Annotated in this window: 17 protein-coding genes; 7 read left to right on the top strand and 10 right to left on the bottom strand. The window is 42.1% G+C overall.

Going from position 1 to position 17823, the window contains the following annotated elements; translation table 11 throughout:
• Positions 1-16: 16 nt before the first annotated feature.
• Complete coding sequence (locus AADY36_RS15695; RefSeq protein WP_342409203.1) at positions 17-1657, bottom strand: endonuclease; 1641 nt, start codon at positions 1655-1657, stop codon at positions 17-19.
• Positions 1658-2004: 347 nt separating this feature from the next.
• Between AADY36_RS15695 and AADY36_RS15690 the strand changes: the two genes are divergently transcribed.
• The 5 genes from AADY36_RS15690 to AADY36_RS15670 all read left to right on the top strand — a co-directional run bounded on the left by AADY36_RS15690 (position 2005) and on the right by AADY36_RS15670 (position 7728).
• A complete protein-coding gene (locus tag AADY36_RS15690) occupies positions 2005-3819 on the top strand; it encodes an assimilatory sulfite reductase (NADPH) flavoprotein subunit (RefSeq protein WP_239963926.1) in 1815 nt (604 codons plus the stop codon).
• A gap of 48 nt (positions 3820-3867) precedes the next feature.
• Complete coding sequence (gene cysI, locus AADY36_RS15685) at positions 3868-5565, top strand: assimilatory sulfite reductase (NADPH) hemoprotein subunit (RefSeq protein WP_054563436.1); 1698 nt, start codon at positions 3868-3870, stop codon at positions 5563-5565.
• Positions 5566-5603: 38 nt separating this feature from the next.
• Entirely contained in the window at positions 5604-6344 is a 741-nt protein-coding gene (locus tag AADY36_RS15680) for a phosphoadenylyl-sulfate reductase (RefSeq protein WP_054563437.1), read from the top strand.
• A 100-nt stretch (positions 6345-6444) separates the two neighbouring features.
• On the top strand, positions 6445-7173 hold the full coding sequence (locus tag AADY36_RS15675) for a substrate-binding periplasmic protein (protein WP_054563438.1): 729 nt from the start codon (positions 6445-6447) through the stop codon (positions 7171-7173).
• A 12-nt stretch (positions 7174-7185) separates the two neighbouring features.
• Positions 7186-7728, top strand: a complete 543-nt coding sequence (locus AADY36_RS15670; RefSeq protein WP_054563439.1) for a DUF4124 domain-containing protein — start codon at positions 7186-7188, stop codon at positions 7726-7728.
• On the opposite strand, the gene AADY36_RS15665 is transcribed toward AADY36_RS15670, so the two are convergent.
• The 5 genes from AADY36_RS15665 to AADY36_RS15645 all read right to left on the bottom strand — a co-directional run bounded on the left by AADY36_RS15665 (position 7725) and on the right by AADY36_RS15645 (position 12962).
• On the bottom strand, positions 7725-7970 hold the full coding sequence (locus tag AADY36_RS15665; protein ID WP_058584005.1) for a hypothetical protein: 246 nt from the start codon (positions 7968-7970) through the stop codon (positions 7725-7727). The genes AADY36_RS15670 and AADY36_RS15665 overlap by 4 nt on opposite strands.
• 81 nt (positions 7971-8051) lie before the next feature.
• Positions 8052-8939, bottom strand: coding sequence for a DUF4097 family beta strand repeat-containing protein (locus AADY36_RS15660; protein ID WP_054563441.1), 888 nt, complete (start codon positions 8937-8939; stop codon positions 8052-8054).
• Between the two features lie 187 nt (positions 8940-9126).
• The gene (gene acnA, locus AADY36_RS15655) at positions 9127-11877 is read right to left on the bottom strand and encodes an aconitate hydratase AcnA (RefSeq protein WP_055198926.1); all 2751 of its coding nucleotides are present in this window, start codon (positions 11875-11877) and stop codon (positions 9127-9129) included.
• 220 nt (positions 11878-12097) lie between these two features.
• Entirely contained in the window at positions 12098-12517 is a 420-nt protein-coding gene (locus AADY36_RS15650; protein ID WP_252950661.1) for a hypothetical protein, read from the bottom strand.
• Between the two features lie 70 nt (positions 12518-12587).
• Positions 12588-12962: an RNA-binding S4 domain-containing protein gene (locus AADY36_RS15645; protein WP_054563502.1), complete on the bottom strand. Its 375-nt coding sequence runs from the start codon at positions 12960-12962 to the stop codon at positions 12588-12590.
• Positions 12963-13197: 235 nt separating this feature from the next.
• Between AADY36_RS15645 and AADY36_RS15640 the strand changes: the two genes are divergently transcribed.
• Both AADY36_RS15640 and AADY36_RS15635 read left to right on the top strand, forming a co-directional pair.
• The gene (locus AADY36_RS15640) at positions 13198-13485 is read left to right on the top strand and encodes a hypothetical protein (RefSeq protein ID WP_062566674.1); all 288 of its coding nucleotides are present in this window, start codon (positions 13198-13200) and stop codon (positions 13483-13485) included.
• 53 nt (positions 13486-13538) lie between these two features.
• The gene (locus tag AADY36_RS15635) at positions 13539-14201 is read left to right on the top strand and encodes a hypothetical protein (protein ID WP_342409202.1); all 663 of its coding nucleotides are present in this window, start codon (positions 13539-13541) and stop codon (positions 14199-14201) included.
• On the opposite strand, the gene AADY36_RS15630 is transcribed toward AADY36_RS15635, so the two are convergent.
• From AADY36_RS15630 to AADY36_RS15615, 4 genes are all read right to left on the bottom strand, one after another.
• Positions 14198-14656: a cyclic nucleotide-binding domain-containing protein gene (locus tag AADY36_RS15630; protein WP_054563446.1), complete on the bottom strand. Its 459-nt coding sequence runs from the start codon at positions 14654-14656 to the stop codon at positions 14198-14200. The genes AADY36_RS15635 and AADY36_RS15630 overlap by 4 nt on opposite strands.
• 25 nt (positions 14657-14681) lie before the next feature.
• Positions 14682-16067: a nitrogen regulation protein NR(I) gene (gene ntrC / locus AADY36_RS15625; protein WP_054563447.1), complete on the bottom strand. Its 1386-nt coding sequence runs from the start codon at positions 16065-16067 to the stop codon at positions 14682-14684.
• An 18-nt stretch (positions 16068-16085) separates the two neighbouring features.
• Positions 16086-17156, bottom strand: coding sequence for a nitrogen regulation protein NR(II) (glnL, locus tag AADY36_RS15620; RefSeq protein WP_054563448.1), 1071 nt, complete (start codon positions 17154-17156; stop codon positions 16086-16088).
• Positions 17157-17236: 80 nt separating this feature from the next.
• Complete coding sequence (locus tag AADY36_RS15615; RefSeq protein WP_239963931.1) at positions 17237-17758, bottom strand: DUF4124 domain-containing protein; 522 nt, start codon at positions 17756-17758, stop codon at positions 17237-17239.
• Positions 17759-17823: the final 65 nt, after the last annotated feature.

Here is a 17823-nt window from a genome sequence, read left to right as displayed (position 1 = left end):
CCTTGGCTTAACGAAGTTACCAAATCATTTCTACAAATTCTGGGTGATCCACAAATGGGTTGCGGTTACCTTGATGTTCATAAGCTGCTTGGTTACGGTCAAACTCTAATTGGCTAACAGGATCCTCGTTATGCCACTTTAATAACATAGCAACGACCCAGCTCTCAAAAACCTGATTAGATGAACCATTCAGTACAGCATTAATGTAGGTTGTGTTGTTTTGCCATGAGCCAATCACGTTTTCATAGCGTGTTGCCATATAGAAATAGGCTCTTGCAAAGTCACCTTTAAACTCATCAATAGGCTCAAAAACCGTTCCTGAGTAATTTAATGAGCTAGCAGCGCTGCCTAATTTACTGCCGTTACTAGAGGTATAGCTTGCACTAGCTACTTCACCAAACGGGTAGTTACTGCGTTTTGAATTCACATAACCATCAGTGGCAAAAATGTGATGTACGTCTGAATTCATGGGCTCAACCTTACCGCCAAACCAACTTTTCGGGAAAGAATGCTCACGGTTGTAGCAATCTGCTTCGCTGTTGTATGTACCACATTGGTCGCTTACAGCAACATAGTTGTAGCTGTCTTGGCCTGCGGGGTTTTCTGAATAACGATCTAAAATAGAGTTGTCGTTTTCAAAATACTTATCGCGTGAAGCAACATCATAAAAACTCCAAATCGCAGAATAGCCTTGCGAGTTATGACCTTTGATGATGTTGTATAACTCTGTTTTCAGTGCATAACCACTAAGGCCTTGCGTTGTAACATAGTATCCCGTTGGCTCTGTTGGGGTTGTACCACCCCCGTCACCGCCGCCTGAGCTATCACCCAAAGTAAACGGCGTAGCTTCTGAGCTTTGGAAGCTTGCCCCACTGGCAAGTACTGTTTGACCGAATGAAAGGTTATAGCTACCGTTACCGTAAGAGCAACATATGCCATCACCATAGCTATCAAAAATAGTAAAGATATAGTCACCATCAGTTAAACATGCTTGCTCACTGTACTGAGTATTTGCTGCGTAGCTGCCGCCCGATGCCACTGCACTACCTTGGCTATTGGTTATTTGCCAGCTGGTTTCTTCCCCATAGTTATCGGTAGTGAGGGTAAAAGATACTTGGTTATCGGCGCAGCTGCCCGTAGGTGGTGGGGTTGAGCCTGTGTTTGGTGCAAAGTTATCTACATAAACCACTTCGCTGCCATCAAAACCAGTTACGTCGTAAAAGCGTAGGCCAACATTAATTGATGTAGTAGCATGGGCTGTGTACTGATAACTGATTTGTTGCCATTGATTAGTTAATGCTGAGTTAGAATAGCCTTGATAGCCATCAACTACTAAGCGAGCTTTTACGCCACCTTCTGTATGGTAAACCCAAGCAGAAAACTCATAACTTTCACCCGCCATTACCTCTACTAATTGTTGTAAATCGGTATTACTTTGGGTGCCAGTATTAACCACGACTTGTGCTGAGTAATTACCTGAGTAAACCACATTAGTATTAGCGCTGAGACTAATACCGCTATCAATAGTGCTCCAGCTTGCAGGGGTATTTGCTGACCAGCTTTCGAAGTCGGCGTTACTAACATTTGCCAATGCTGAACTTGCTAAACAAAGTAAGCTACTGGCTAGCATATATTTTTTACATGTCCCGTGTGACATTGTATTTTCCTTTTTATATTTTAATAGTTTTTGCTGTTCTCAAAATGAACACAGCGAGTATAGGCTAATTGGCTTGTGTTGCAATAATGTTAATTAATAAAAGTTTCTTATTTGGGAATTTTTGCTTTTAACATGTTTTTTTTGGATAAATACTAAATTAATAACTAAATGGAATATCAAAGCAGATTCTATTCTTTTTTAATCGCCTCAGACCTCGTTATTCTTCACGCTCAGATAAACCTTTAAAGCATTTCTATTGAGTCTTTAAAGTCGAAAAAATTGTTCGCGAAATGACAGTAGCAAGTTCGTTTCGCAGTTAACTTTTCAGGGTTACGAGGAATAAATTCATGTTGTTAAGTCAACTAAATGCAGCGGCGAGCCCGCTATCGCAAGAGCAAGTACAGAAGCTGCAAGGCTTAGTGGCTGAACTTAATCCAATTCAGCAAGCGTGGGTAAGTGGTTACTTAGCTGCGAATGCCAACGCAGGTGCATTAACCGGTGGTGTTGCTGCCACTCCAGCTGTAGGTGATGCACCGCCGCTAACTATTTTATACGGCTCGCAAACGGGTAACGCAAAAGGCGTGGCGAGCAAGTTAAAAGAGCAGGCAGAGTCGCGCGGTCTAACTGTTAAGCTAGTAAACATGGCTGACTACAAACCAACAGCCCTGAAAAAAGAAAAGTTTATCACGGTTGTTGTTTCAACCTACGGTGAGGGTGAGCCACCAGAAGACGCTGAAAGCCTTCATGAATTCTTAACAACTAAAAAAGCACCTAAACTAGATGGTGTTAAAGTGGCTGTGATTGGCTTAGGTGATTCAAGTTATGAGTTCTTCTGCCAAACAGCAAAAGATTTTGAAGAGCGTTTTAACAAGCTTGGCGCAGAAACTATTTTCCAGCGTGCTGACCTAGATGTAGATTACGATGATGAAGCAGCTAAGTGGATTGATGGTGCACTTGATGCGTTTGAGCCTGATCTTAAAGCGCAGCAACAAGCAAGTGGTGGTCAAGTTGTGGCTATGCCATTTGCTGCAGCGGCACCAGCAGCAAGTCAATACACCAAGCAAAACCCTTTTGCTGCAGAGCTAAGTGTTGTGCAAAAAATTACCGGTCGTGATTCAACCAAAGACGTGCGTCATGTTGAAATTTCATTAGAAGGTTCAGACATTACCTATACACCGGGTGATTCGCTAGGCGTTTACTTCTTAAATGACGAAGCGCTTGTTGATGAAGTACTTACGCTTACACAAATCGATGCATCTAGCACGGTTAAACTTGGCGACGAAGAACTAAGTGTTCGTGATGCATTAATCGAAAAATTAGAATTAACTCAGTCATACCCAGGTTTTGTTGAAAAATACGCAACAGCAACTGGCAGCCCTGATTTATTAAAGTTGGTTGAAGATAAAGCGGCAATGCGTGAGTACATCGAACCTCGCCAAATCTTCGATATTATTCGTCAAAACCCAGCTCAGCTTGAAGCACAAACCTTAGTAGACTGCTTACGTAAACTACAAGCACGTTTATATTCGATCGCATCTAGCCAAGCAGAAGTTGAAGAAGAAGTTCACTTAACTGTGGGTCTGGTTGAGTTTGATGCATTTGGTAGCGAGCACTTAGGTGGTTGTTCTGGCTATTTAGCACGTCGTGCTGAAGAAGGTTGCAAAGTAAAAGTATTTAGCGAGCATAACGATAACTTCCGTTTACCGGCTAATGATGAAACGCCAATTATCATGGTAGGTCCGGGTACAGGTATTGCACCATTCCGTGCGTTTTTACAAGAGCGTGATGCTCGTGAAGCAAGTGGTAAAAACTGGTTATTCTTTGGTAACCCACACTTTACTCAAGACTTTTTATATCAAGTAGAAATTCAAGGTTACTTGAAGTCAGGTTTACTGACAAAAGTGGATGTGGCGTTTAGCCGTGACCAAGCCGAAAAAGTATATGTTCAAGACAAACTTCGCAAAAACAGCCAAGAAGTATTTGCTTGGTTAGAAGCGGGTGCTCATTTCTATATCTGTGGTGATGCAAACCGTATGGCGAAAGATGTTCATCAGGCGCTTGTCGACATTATCAAAGAAAATAGCGGCAAAGATGATGAACAAGCTGAGCAATATTTAAAAGATTTACGTAGCGCAAACCGCTATCAGAAAGACGTGTACTAATCACGTTTAAAGCTAACAGCCGTCACTGTAACAAATTTAGGAAATACCATGAGCGAACAAGACAAAAACGTAAAGCTTTCTGATAACGAGCGTTTGAAAAGAGAAAGTAACTTTTTACGTGGCACCATTGAGCAAGATTTAAAAGACGAGATCACCGGTGGGTTCACTGCTGATAACTTCCAACTGATCCGTTTCCACGGCATGTACCAGCAAGATGACCGTGATATTCGCCCTGAGCGCGCTAAACAAAAATTAGAGCCATTACATAACGTAATGTTACGTGCTCGTATGCCTGGCGGTATCATCAAGCCAGAGCAATGGTTAGCGATTGATAAGTTTGCTGAAGAGAAAACCAGCTATGGCAGTATTCGTTTAACCACGCGTCAAACGTTCCAGTTCCATGGTGTGCTTAAGCCAAATATTAAAGGCATGCATCAAATGCTTAATAGCGTGGGTATTGACTCAATTGCAACGGCAGGCGATGTAAACCGAAACGTATTATGTACAACTAACCCAGTTGAGTCTGAGCTTCACCAAGAAGCTTACGAGTGGGCTGCGAAGATCTCTGAGCACCTATTACCAAAAACTAAAGCATACGCTGAAATTTGGTTAAATGGCGAAAAGAGTGAAACCACTGAAGAGCCAATTTTAGGTTCAACTTACTTACCGCGTAAGTTTAAAACCACAGTAACAATTCCACCGAACAATGAAGTGGATGTGCATGCGAACGACTTAAACTTCGTGGCAATTGCAGAAAACGGCAAGTTAGTTGGCTTTAACGTGTTAGTGGGTGGTGGTCTTGCGATGACTCACGGTGATACAGCAACGTATCCGCGTAAAGCAGATGACTTTGGTTTTATTCCACTTGAGCATACGTTAAAAATTGCTGAGCACGTGGTGTCTGTACAGCGTGATTGGGGTAACCGCTCTAATCGTAAAAATGCGAAAACTAAGTACACATTAGATCGTGTAGGTTCTGATGTATTTAAAGCTGAAGTTGAAAAACGTGCCGGTGTTCAATTTGAGCAAAGCCGCCCGTATGAGTTCACTCACCGTGGTGACCGTATCGGTTGGGTTGAAGGTATTGATGGTAAGCACCACTTAACGCTGTTTATTCAAAGTGGCCGTATTTTAGATTACCCAAATCAACCTCTTAAAACAGGCTGCCGTAAAATTGCTGAAATTCACCAAGGTGATTTCCGCATGACTGCAAACCAAAACTTGATCATCGCAGGTGTTCCGGCTGATCAAAAAGCGGTAATCGAAGAAATTGCTCGCAACCATGGCTTAATTGATGACAGTCATACAGAGCAGCGTAAAAACTCAATGGCGTGTGTGGCATTGCCAACGTGTCCGTTAGCGATGGCTGAAGCAGAGCGCTATTTACCAAGCTTAATTGAGAAAACTGAAGCGTTATTAGCTAAGCACGGTATCAGCGATGACAACATCATTATGCGTGTTGTGGGTTGTCCGAATGGCTGTGGCCGAGCCATGTTGGCAGAAGCGGGTCTGGTTGGTAAAGGTCCGGGTAAATACAACGTGTACTTAGGCGGTAACCGCGAAGGCACGCGTATTCCAAAATTGTATTTAGAAAATGTCGGCGAAGACGTATACCTAGAAGCATTCGATAAGCTAATTGGCCAATGGGCAAATGAGCGAAATGAAGGCGAGTGTTTTGGTGATTTTGTAATTCGCAAAGGCATTGTTGCTGAAGTAAAAGTTTCAGTAACCGATTTTCACGCATAATTTTATAAGCGATACCGCTTTAAGGTTTGGAATTAACCATGAGTGAATTTAAAGACATCTTAACGATGAGCAAAGAAGACCAAACAGCCATGCTGGCTGATATTAATGGTCTTTTGGCTGATAAAAGCGCAGAAGAGCGTGTTGCGTGGGCACTTGAAAACTTACCAAGCACACACTTTTTGTCGTCGAGCTTTGGTATTCAAGCGGCGGTGATGTTGCACTTAGTGACATCGCAGCAGCCAGATATTCCTGTGGTACTGACTGACACTGGTTATTTGTTCCCTGAAACCTATCAGTTCATCGAGCAAATGACGGAGCGACTTTCGCTTAATCTTAAAGTTTATAAAGCTAAGCTTAGCCCCGCGTGGCAAGAAGCGAAGTTTGGTAAACTTTGGGAGCAAGGTGAAGCCGGTATTAAGCAGTATAATCAACTTAATAAAGTTGAGCCTATGAGCCGCGCTTTAAACGAGCTGCAAGCAGGCACTTGGTTTAGTGGTTTGCGCCGTGATCAATCATCAAGCCGTGCTGACAAGCAAATTGTTGAAATCAGCCGTGGTACTGTGAAAGTCTACCCACTTATTGAGTGGAACAACCGAGATATTTATCAGTATCTAACTAAGCATGATTTACCGTATCACCCACTTTGGGAACAAGGTTATGTGTCTATGGGTGATGTACACACCACGCGTAAACTTGAACCAGGTATGACAGAAGAAGAGACGCGTTTCTTTGGTTTAAACCGTGAATGTGGCTTACATATTGACGGTGATGGTATCTAATCCTAAATTCCTATCAGAATTTTCGTAAAGCGCAACCTAGGTTGCGCTTTTTTTGTGCTATTTATATACAATCCCTGGCTCAATTTTATGAGAGAAAATTATGAGTCGTGCTGTTGTTTTTTTATTGTTGTTTTTAATTGTGCCTTTAGTGCGAGCAGAAACTTTGAGGGTTGCGCTTTATGACACAGATTACCCTCCATACCATTTAGTTAGTGGCAAACAAAAGGGGTTAGTTGATGAGCTACTTGAGCGATTTGCTGAACAGTACAAGCTGAAAACTGACTATATTTTAGTTCCTGAGGTACGTTCACAGCATTTACTTGATGAAGGCAAGGTTGATGTGCGCTTAGAGTCTGAGCAGTGGTATCGCGGAGGTAATCAATACTATTGGAGTGATAGCATCGCAGTTGTTGAAGATATTTTAGTTATGCCGAGAGGTTGTCATATTCCAGCTATTGATGAGCTAGGTGGTTATGTGTTGATGGCCCGCTTTGGCTACACCTATCCGCAATTTGAAGCGTTGTTTGCATCTGGAAAATTGCACCGTGAGGACTTTTACTCTGAACTAGATATGCTGAAGGCTTTAGTCGACATACAGCAAAATCAACGTGTTGCTGTGATCGCAAAAAACACACTGCAGTGGTATGCCTCAAAAAATAATGCCTTTAAAAAATTCACGGTAAGTGATTACAGTGTGGGCAAAGCGCCAATGCAATTACAGTTTGCTTATAATGAAAAAGGGAAGCGTATCAGCGAGCAATTTAATGAATTTATGAAAAATCTTAAATCATCCGGTGAATTTGCTAAGATTGAGAGTAACTACCAATAATCGGTAAATGGAATGATTAAGCGTTTTTGTTACCTTGCGGTTATGCTGCTACTAACCAGTGTTGCGCTGCTGTTTTACATTAAAAAGCCAGACGGTAAACCTTACTTAGAACTGAGCATGTTCGAGCGTTACTCAGAAAAAGTTAGTGGTGATGTGAGTGATTTTGCTTCGCAAAGTGCCGATACACTTACCAGCCAAGCAAAAAAGCTCACTGAGAAATTGAGTTTTAGCAAAGACGTTAATACACCTGTTGTTGTTTATAAATGGCAAGATGAACATGGTCAGTGGCACTATGCTGATACACCTCACCCTAATTACGTTAGTACCCCGGTAAGTTTAGATCCGAACGACATAACAGTGCTACCTGCAGAGACTTTTCAGGCAGATGAGAAGCAACCAGCAACCGTTAAAGCTAACGAAGCACCTTCAGCGCTTGGCGTATACGACCCTAAAAATGTACAAAAGATGATGCAAGACGCTGAGCAAGTAAAACAGCTTATGGAGCAACGTAACAAGCAACTTGAACAGCAGCTCAAAGAGCAAGGTGGAAATTAGCTCTGTTTGTTATGTGCTTTTAGATCGCTTTCCATTTTCATAAGTAAAATAGTGAGATAAATTTTGGTAGGCAAAGAGAATAGCACACCAACGGCAATACACGCTGCGCTGATCATAATGCCATGTATACCCATACTATCACTTAAGTAATTACCAGCTAATAAAGAATGCCCCAATATAATTAGGCAAATACCTAAAATAATAAAGGTTTTTAAGATTCGAATGATAGTTTGTTCGGTCATACAAGCACCTCACTTTAGCCTTAATTAAAGTGTAGGTGCTGTTGTCATTAATAGGATTGTTCTAAATCAAGCAATTGTCGGTTATTTGTCCAATTTTACTGGGCCGTTGATGTTATCGATGCTTAAATCACCTGAACCCGCTTCGATAATTGTCAGGCCGAGTGTGTCATCCACATAAATGCTGCCAGAGCCATCGGTAATGGTAACCAGCCCTTTGATTTGTCTTACATCTATATCACCAGAGCCATCTTCAATGGTAAGCGCACCAGCCAATGTTTTAATGCTGATACTACCTGATTCATCAATAATACGTGCAGGGCCTTGGCTGTTTTCGATGCGGATATCACCAGAGTCATCTTCAATATCAATACGCCCTTGCCCTTGGTCTATCATTATTGAGCCAGAATCGTCTTCAATGCTGATATTGCCGCTGACATTGCTAATGCGAATATCCCCCGAGTCATCATCAATATTAATATTACGACCACCTTCGATCACAAGTGCTCCTGAATCATCATCAATGCTGATATCGTTTTGCATTGCACGTATCACGATATCACCTGAGTCATCATCGATCTCTAGTTTGAGGTTGCTAGGCACAGAGACAATTAAATCAATATGAGGTGATGAACCACTGTAAAACGATAAGCTACCATTATTGAGCTTACTGATAAGCTCTGCGGTGTCGCCGTGCTTTTCGAGGGTTAATGTATAGGTCTCATCGCCTTTAGCCGCATAGATATTAGCATTTACTGTGATAGCCGTGGCGTTGCTGTCGCCTTTGATGATCAGTGAACCTGCTTCGGCATCAATTTTTAGCTCGTTTAAATTTACAGCCGACACGCTTAAGTCTTGTTGTTTTTGTTCTGCGATTTGACCCGGAGAGACATGAATAACACAGCCCGTTAATAATAAACTTGATGAGATGGCCGTTGCGCAAATTGCGCGTTTGAATGATGCAATAGTCATAAGGATTCCAAAATTATTGTGATTTTTATCTGGTTAGCATTTGCAAACTATGGTCCAATTTTAACATGCTGATTTTTATGTGCTTTTCATTTTTTGTAAGTAAGTGTGTTGGTCTAAACTGCAATTAATTGGTGATTTAAACAAAAAAAGGGGCTGAAATTCAGCCCCTTAGTTAACTTAAAAGCAATTACTGCTCAGCCAGCATATTACGCAGTACATACTGTAAAATACCGCCGTGTTTGTAGTAATCCCACTCTTTCGGGGTATCTATACGCACATCAACACTAAAGCTAATTTGTTTGCCTTCACTGTTAGTGGCAATCACACTGACTTCATTGGTTTTGTCATATAAGCCTTCAAAGTCGAATGACTCTTGGCCGGTTAGACCCAGTGATTCATAGCTTTCACCTTCTTTAAATTGTAGGGGTAAAACACCCATACCAATCAAGTTTGAACGGTGAATACGCTCATAGCTTTGTGCAATAACGGCTTTAACACCAAGTAAAAGTGAACCTTTAGCAGCCCAGTCGCGTGATGAGCCTGTGCCATATTCGGCGCCCGCTAAAATAATCAGAGGCGTGCCATCTTGCTGATATTGCATCGCTGCATCATAAATGCTGGCGAGCTCATCGCTTGGTTGCATACGGGTCACACCGCCTTCGGTACCCGGTGCTAATAGATTACGTAAACGCACATTAGCAAAGGTACCGCGCATCATTACTTCGTGGTTACCACGGCGCGAACCATACGAGTTAAATTGTGCTTTTTGTACACCGTGCTCTTGCAAGTAAAGACCTGCTGGCGCATCCGCTTTAATCGCACCTGCTGGCGAGATGTGGTCAGTGGTAACTGAGTCACCTAATTTTGCTAAACAGCGCGCACCACTAATACTTGGAATGCCAGGAGGCTCAATCTCCATACCATCAAAGAAAGGTGCTTTTTTGATGTAGGTTGACGCATCATCCCAATCATAAAGCTTGCCATCAGGAATTTGAATTTTCTGCCAACGATCATCACCTTGATACACATTGCCATAGCTTGATGCGAACATTTCTTTGGTTACAGTTTCGCGGACGAGCTCGTTTACTTCACTAACACTTGGCCAAATATTTTTTAGATAAATGTCATTACCATTAGGGTCTTGCGCAAGCGGCTCGTTATACACGTCTATATCTGTACGACCCGCAATTGCGTATGCAACCACAAGGGGTGGTGAGGCTAAGAAGTTCATTTTCACATCTTGGTGAATACGGCCTTCAAAGTTACGGTTACCCGATAAAATAGAGCTTACAACCAGTTTATGCTTTTGAATTGCATCGGTGATTTCATCAGCTAGTGGGCCTGAGTTACCGATACAGGTTGTACAACCATAACCGACAAGGTTAAAGCCTAAGGCATCTAAGTCATCCATTAAGTCGGCTTTTTTCAAGTAATCAGTCACCACTTGTGAGCCTGGAGCAAGTGAGGTTTTAACCCATGGCTTAACCTTTAATCCTAATTGTTTGGCTTTTTTAGCCACTAGGCCAGCAGCTAAAATAACACTTGGGTTTGACGTGTTTGTACAACTTGTAATTGCAGCAATGACACAAGCACCATCATTAAGCTCAAACTCTTCGCCTTTAAAGTTAACCTTAGCTGCGCCCATAAACTGTGCTTCGTTTACTGGCTCATCAGGGTTGGTGGTTGGGCCTTCATCTTCAATGCGCGCCTCTTGAACATCGCTTTTATCGCGATGTTGCATACGTTCTTCTTGAAAGCCTTTTAAGTGCTCACCAATAATGCTACCTGCTTTATCAAGGGCAATTCTATCTTGCGGACGCTTAGGTCCAGCAAGGCTTGGTACAACATCATCAAGTGATAACTCTAGTGTGTCGGTATAATGAGCTTCATCGCCAGGGTTACGCCATAAGCCTTGGTGCTTTGCATAGTCCTCGATGAGTTTAAGTTGTTTGTCATCGCGGTTAGTTAAACGTAGGTAGTTAATGGTTTCATCATCAATTGGGAAAATACCGCAGGTTGCACCATACTCAGGCGCCATGTTTGCAATAGTTGCACGGTCTGCAAGCGGTAAATCAGCAAGACCATCACCATAAAACTCAACAAATTTACCCACTACGCCATGGTTACGCAGCATTTCTGTCACGGTTAGCACAAGGTCTGTTGCGGTCGTACCTTCTGGCAGGCGACCATTGAGCTTAAAGCCAACGACCTGTGGAATAAGTAAGCTGATTGGTTGACCAAGCATTGCGGCTTCGGCTTCAATACCACCCACACCCCAGCCTAATACCCCAAGACCATTGATCATGGTGGTGTGCGAATCGGTTCCGACTAGGGTATCTGGGTAGGCGAGTGATTTACCATTTTTACTATCGTTAAATACCACGCGGGCTAAATATTCTAAGTTAACTTGGTGTACGATGCCGGTTGCTGGTGGCACGACTTTCAAGTTATCGAAGGCAGTTTGCCCCCAGCGTAAAAATTCGTAACGCTCTTTGTTACGCTCATATTCAAGTTTCGCATTTAAGTCGAATGAGCCATCTTCACCGTAGCCGTCAACTTGCACTGAGTGGTCAATAACAAGCTCAGCAGGTGACAGCGGATTAATTTTTGCAGGGTCGCCGCCAAGTTTTTCCATGGCATCACGCATCGCGGCTAAATCGACAATGGCGGGTACGCCAGTAAAATCTTGCATTACAACGCGAGCAGGTGTAAACGCTACTTCTGCTGATGGTTTCGCTTGAGGGTCCCAGTTTAGTAAAGCATCGATATCTTGCTTTTTAATATTAACGCCATCTTCATTGCGCAACAGGTTTTCAAGTAAGATTTTTAGAGAGAATGGCAGACGTTTTGCTTTGTCGCCTAAACCTTGTAAAGAGTGAATATGGTATTGCTCACCATTAATCGTAAGCTGCTTTTGGGTATCAAAACTGTTATTCATTATTTGCCCCTGTGGTTTGAGCAAGCAATTTGGCTTGCTTTGTTGTTTCCTTTTCGAAATAGACACAGTGTTATTGCAAACTTAATACCAGCTGAGAAATTCATCTAGCTGATGAAAAAATATGCTACCTAATATAGTTGCTGCTGATGTGATTTATTTCAAGGGAAGGAGGCAGATAAAAAGGGTAGTCACTTTAAACTACCCTCAGAAATAAGTGTTTTTAGTTAAGCCAGTTTTGTTGTTTACCTTTATGGCTAATAAACAGTAATAGTAAACCAATAACGATAACACACAATGGCATTGCTAATGCGCTAGTACCAAACATAGCAAGGCTATCTATCACCACAAAATTATAATATTGCTGGACTAATACGGCGATAAACGAGATTAAAAATAACTCGCGCGCAAGGGCTTTTTTTGTCAGTAATAAGATGCTCGCGAAGCTTGCTGCAAACACGGCTATCGCAAAGGCAGCCGTTGACCAGAGGGGTATGTCGCGGTATGCGGCTTGTTGTGCTTCGGGGAGTTGGTTAATCATTTCGGGTGTGATCAACAGTTGCATTACGAACGCAATGACACCTAAAAGATTCCATACAAGGGCTGCCCAAGCAAGTGGCTTGAGCCAAGCTGGAGGATTCATAAATCACCTTTTATTGTTGTTATAATCGCATTCAATTAAAGGTGATTTATGCTAACTAAGCAAGCTCTAGTTAACCAAACGAGATAGGGCGGCGACCGGTTTTTTCGTCTACTTTTGGCTTTTTAGTACGTTTACGCTTTGATTTTTTTGGCGCTTCTTCAGCGCTTTGTGGTTGTGCTTTTTGTACCGGTTCCGGTGGGCGAGGATTTGGTGTTGCATCTTCGCTTAGTGTCAGTTGGAACAACTCACCATCGAATGCCAATACGTCACCACTGTATAATTTTTTCCGTTTTATTGTACAAATTTCATAGTTAACCCCAACATAACCTTCACCAATTAAGGCTTTTGCTTGGCCGCCTGTTTCGACTAGGTCGAGCACTTTTAGCAAGTTACATAACTCTATTGGCTCTTCTTCTAGTTCAATTTCGATGAAATCTTCGTTCATGTTGGTCTCTCTTAATTCAATCGCAGCCATTATAAAGCCTAGCACTCAATTGAACCAAGATTAAATTTTTAAGTTCTTCAAGCGGTTAAAATTTGCAGCAATAAATAATCTGACATTTTTATAAACAGTAAAAAAACTGCAGTATTTACTGGGTACACTGCGCGCGTTTGGAATTGGTGTACAAATTGCTAAATGCATGTCCGTTTCATTTTTTATTCGTTCAGGAGAAGTTGTAATGGGCGTAAGATCAGCGCTAAGAAAAGAGTTAATGGGTTTGCAAGATTCGTCATTGCTTGCTGCAGATGATGTGCGAGCTTTGTTGACGCAAACAATTAAATCTCAGCCTGAAAAATCAGAACAAGGTTTTGCGTTAATTTCGCGCTTTAATGATAACCATAGCCAGTTAAGTTCAGGTGAAACAAACAAAGAAAAGCTGCTTCAGCATCAAACTCACCGTTTATTTAAAGATATTCTATATACCCGTCAAAGTGTTAATAGTTGGCTAAAAAAACATCTTAATTGATTTATTGTTTTTCTCACTTTAGACTACGCTTGTAATCTAAAGTGAGAATGAACATGAAAAGGATAATTTCAGCAGCCATATTTTTAATTTTGGCAGGTTGTCAGCAACCAACAGTTTACGTATACACAGAAAACCTTGAACAGTCGCAGTTGCAATCATTAGAGCAAGCATTAAATAAACAAAGCTTACCCTATGAATATACCCAGCTTCCTGTGCCAAGAGAGTTTACTGATGCAACCTTAATGCTATCGAGCGATAAGATTCTTACTCATGAAGCCGAGCAACTAGCTGAAATTATGCAGGGACTGGGTTATCAAGCCGAAATTAAGTACACCACAGATGCCAATCACTTTTACAATCATGGCAATATTGGCTTTTACTTAAAAGCTAAAAATACCACCACCAGTTTTACTATGCCGGCTCGTGTACTCACCACTGGATGCGTTGAAGACAAGTATAATGATCTTGCAGTTACATTTAATGATAAGCAGGCGCACTTTACCCTTACAAGTGGTAGAACAGTCTCCCTAGATTGGGATTATTTATATGGCTACCTAGTCATTTATTATAAAAATTATTCGCAAACATACAGTCATTTAACGCCAGAAGTGAGCACTCCTTTTGGTATGAAACCATCAGATACTTACCGTTACACGGCACGTGTTAATAGCCCAAGTTGGTTAAATTGCTCATTACAAATTGTGTATATGGACTAGCTTCGCGACTCAAGGTAATTACTAAGCTTGGTAATACGTTCACTCATGCCCTCGATTATGCGATCTTTAATTTTTTCGCGGATCACATTGGGTAAGCGGGTGAGTGCTTCAGGGGAAATAGCTAATAAAATGGTATCGACTCTAGCGCGTGCACTGGTACTGTGCTCTCGGTTATTGATAAATGCGCCTTCACCGATAAACTCACCGGGCTCAATGGTGCCAAGTTCGAGTAAATGACTTTGTTTGAACACCATCAGTGAGCCGCTTAGCACGATATAAAGCCGTTTATCAGCATCGTATTGTTTAAAAACAGCGCGGCCTTGTTTGACCAAATACAAATGACTGAATGACTCTAATAACACTTGTCGTTCACTGAGAGTAAACTCTCTAAAGAACGACAATCTGTTAATAATTTCCATTTGTTTAATTAGTGGAATGTGCTCGATTAACTTCATTGACTCACATAGGTATAGCGCGAAATTAGCTAATATTGCGCTCTTTTAGCTTGCGGGTCAATGTATTGCGGCCCCAACCAATCTTCACTGCGGCTTCTTGCTTGTGGCCAGCACAGTTGGCAAGGGCGGTTTTAATCAAACGAGTTTCGAGTTGTGCTTGAATGGCTGGCCAAATATTTTCTTTGCCTTGTTTAAGTTCAAGGTTAAGCCATTGTTGAAATGCATCCAGCCAATCACCTTCTTGCTCAGTCGGTGTAACAGCAACAATCTCTGGTGGTAAATCTTGCTCGCTGATCAGCTCACCCGGTGCCATAACCGTTAACCAGCGGCAGGTATTCTCTAATTGGCGCACGTTACCTGGCCAATTGAATAAGCGCAGTTGCTCAGTAGCTTTAGGGCTTAAAATTTTGCTTTCAACCTGCAACTCTTTGGCACTTTTATGTAAAAAGTGTTGTGCTAGTCGTTCAATATCTTCAGTACGCTCACGTAACGCGGGTAAGCGTAAACGCACCACGTTTAAGCGATGGAATAAGTCGTCACGAAACTTACCTTGTTTTACCAAGTCTTCGAGGTTTTGGTGCGTTGCAGCGATAATACGTACATCAACTTTAATACTTTGATGACCACCAACACGGTAAAACTCACCATCGGCTAACACGCGTAATAAACGTGTTTGTACATCGAGAGGCATATCACCTATTTCATCTAAAAATAAGGTGCCGCCATTCGCTTGTTCAAAACGGCCTTTACGAATACTGTCGGCTCCAGTGAACGCGCCTTTTTCGTGACCGAATAACTCTGACTCGACCAATTCTTTTGGAATGGCAGCCATATTCAAAGCTATAAATTGGTTTTCTTTACGAGGGCTGTGGTTATGCAGGGCACTTGCAACTAGCTCTTTACCTGTCCCTGACTCACCATTAATCAGAACGCTCATACTTGATGCTGATAATTTACCAATTGCCCTAAACACCTCTTGCATAGCAGGCGCTTCGCCTATGATATGCGCATTGGTTTGTGGGGCTTGCTTACGTTTAGTTTTTTTCGTTGAATTAGCACGGCATGCGCTTTCGACCAGCGCGACAGCTTCATCTAAATCGAACGGTTTAGCGAGATACTCAAATGCCCCTTTTTGGAAGGCATTAACCGCTGAGTCTAAGTCTGAGTGAGCGGTCATGATGATCACTGGCAGGCCAGGGTTTTGATCGGCGATAGTCTCAAGTAACGCCATGCCGTCCATACCCGGCATTCGTACATCAGATACTAATACCGTTGGCTGGCTAAACTTTAATGCATTAAGCACATCTTGTGCGTTCGCATAGCTTTCAGTTTCAAATCCTGCACGTGCCAACGCTTTCTCTAGTACAAAGCGAATTGAGGCATCATCATCAACTAACCAGACTGTTTTCATGACTACTCCAAAAAACCATTAATCCGTAAAAGGCAAATAGATATTAAATTCTGTATGGCCTGGCCAACTGTCACAATCAATGTGGCCGTCATGTTGGTCAACCAAGGTTTGCGCTATCGATAAACCAAGCCCTGATCCATTTTCTTTGTTGGTGATCATTGGGTAGAACAAGGTTTCACGTAAGCTCTTGTCTATACCTGGGCCGTTATCCGAAATTTGGATCAGCAAGGTTTTTTTCGGCGCCTTACCTGGGCGCCTGTGTTGATGATTGATGCGGGTTTTTATTCTTATCTCGCCACCATCAACCAGTGCCTGTTGTGCATTACGAATAATGTTCAGTACCACTTGTTGAATTTTACTTTGGTCAATGTATACACTCGGTATACTTGGATCATAGTCTTTCACTAAAGTGATATTGGCATTGTTATCTAACATGCTCAGTTTAATCACTGACTCTAACGCTTGGTGAATGTTGCCATAGGATTTATGTGGCAATTGATTCGGACCAAGTAAGCGGTCCACAAGCTCGCGTAAACGGTCTGCTTGTTCAATGATTAATTCGGCACATTGATCACGTTCTTGCTGATCAACCTCATATTGCAATAATTGCGCCGCTCCGCGAATTCCACCTAAAGGATTTTTAATTTCGTGTGCCAAACCGCGAATTAGATTTCGTGCTGCTTGATACTGATGCATTTGGTTCGAAGCTTGATCGTGGCGAATTTCATCATCCATTTGGCGGCATTCAAACAAAATATAATTTTCATCATTGCTGCTTATTCGTCGCGTGCTAATGGTCAGCTTGGCATGGCGAGAATCGACGAACACCACGTCAGCTCTATGCTGGTGGCAATCAACACCATCGAACAACGAATACTGAGCAATGCGTTTTAAGTCTATTGAGTGGTAATTGAATAGGTTATCGAACGGTTGGTTGATAATGCGCTTGGGTCCTAAACCTAAAAGCTCACTGGCGCTATCGTTTGCATAAACCAGTTTAAAATCTCGGTCGAGTAAAATGACAGCAGTACTTAAATTTTTCCAAATACTGTCGAGCAGTTCAGAGTTAAAATGTGTTTCACTGAGCATGGTTGCACCATTTTAGTGCGTTTCAATTTAGTGCAGCTTAGCATACTCTTTTTACTTTGCGAGAAGTCATGCCAAAAACCTTAGTTTCCGCCATAAATTGAGGTTCTGTGCATGAAAAAGGTGCTGACTGGGCTAACCGAAACGAGTTTATTATTAGCATCATAAAGTTTAGCTTGTAATGTGTGTTCTCCACGCTCGACCTCTCTTAGTGCAAAGGTCGTGCTATTACTTGGTGCACCATGGGCAGAACCATCAAATAAAAGTTGTACTTTAAATCCGTTTTCAAAGCGTGGGCTAATTCGAGCAGTGACATACACTGAACCGGTATTTTCTCGCACGGTCGCTTCATTAGCAGGAGAAGCAATACTGACTTTAAATTTGACAGGTGTCGCACTTGGTGCGCTATCAAGTATGCTGGTGTCGGTAGCTGGCATGGTCAGGTTTTGGGTATTCATCTTTACTTCGGTAGCGCCAGGGCGCGGTGTATCAGAAAATACTAAAACGCCGTTTTTATCTTTCCAAGAATACACTTTCTGCGCTGCGCTATAGCCAAAAAAGCTTATAAAAATCAGCGATAGTACCAATAAAGTTGTGCTTTTCACCCTGCAACCCTGCATTTTTTAATCTAAATAAAACTGTAGAGTAGAACCCGCTCAATTACCATTAA

It is taken from the genome of Pseudoalteromonas sp. D15MCD-2 (genome assembly GCF_038562745.1).
GTDB lineage: Bacteria > Pseudomonadota > Gammaproteobacteria > Enterobacterales > Alteromonadaceae > Pseudoalteromonas.
Note: the sequence above shows the minus strand (reverse complement) of the source record. Positions and strands in the feature narration are given on the sequence as shown.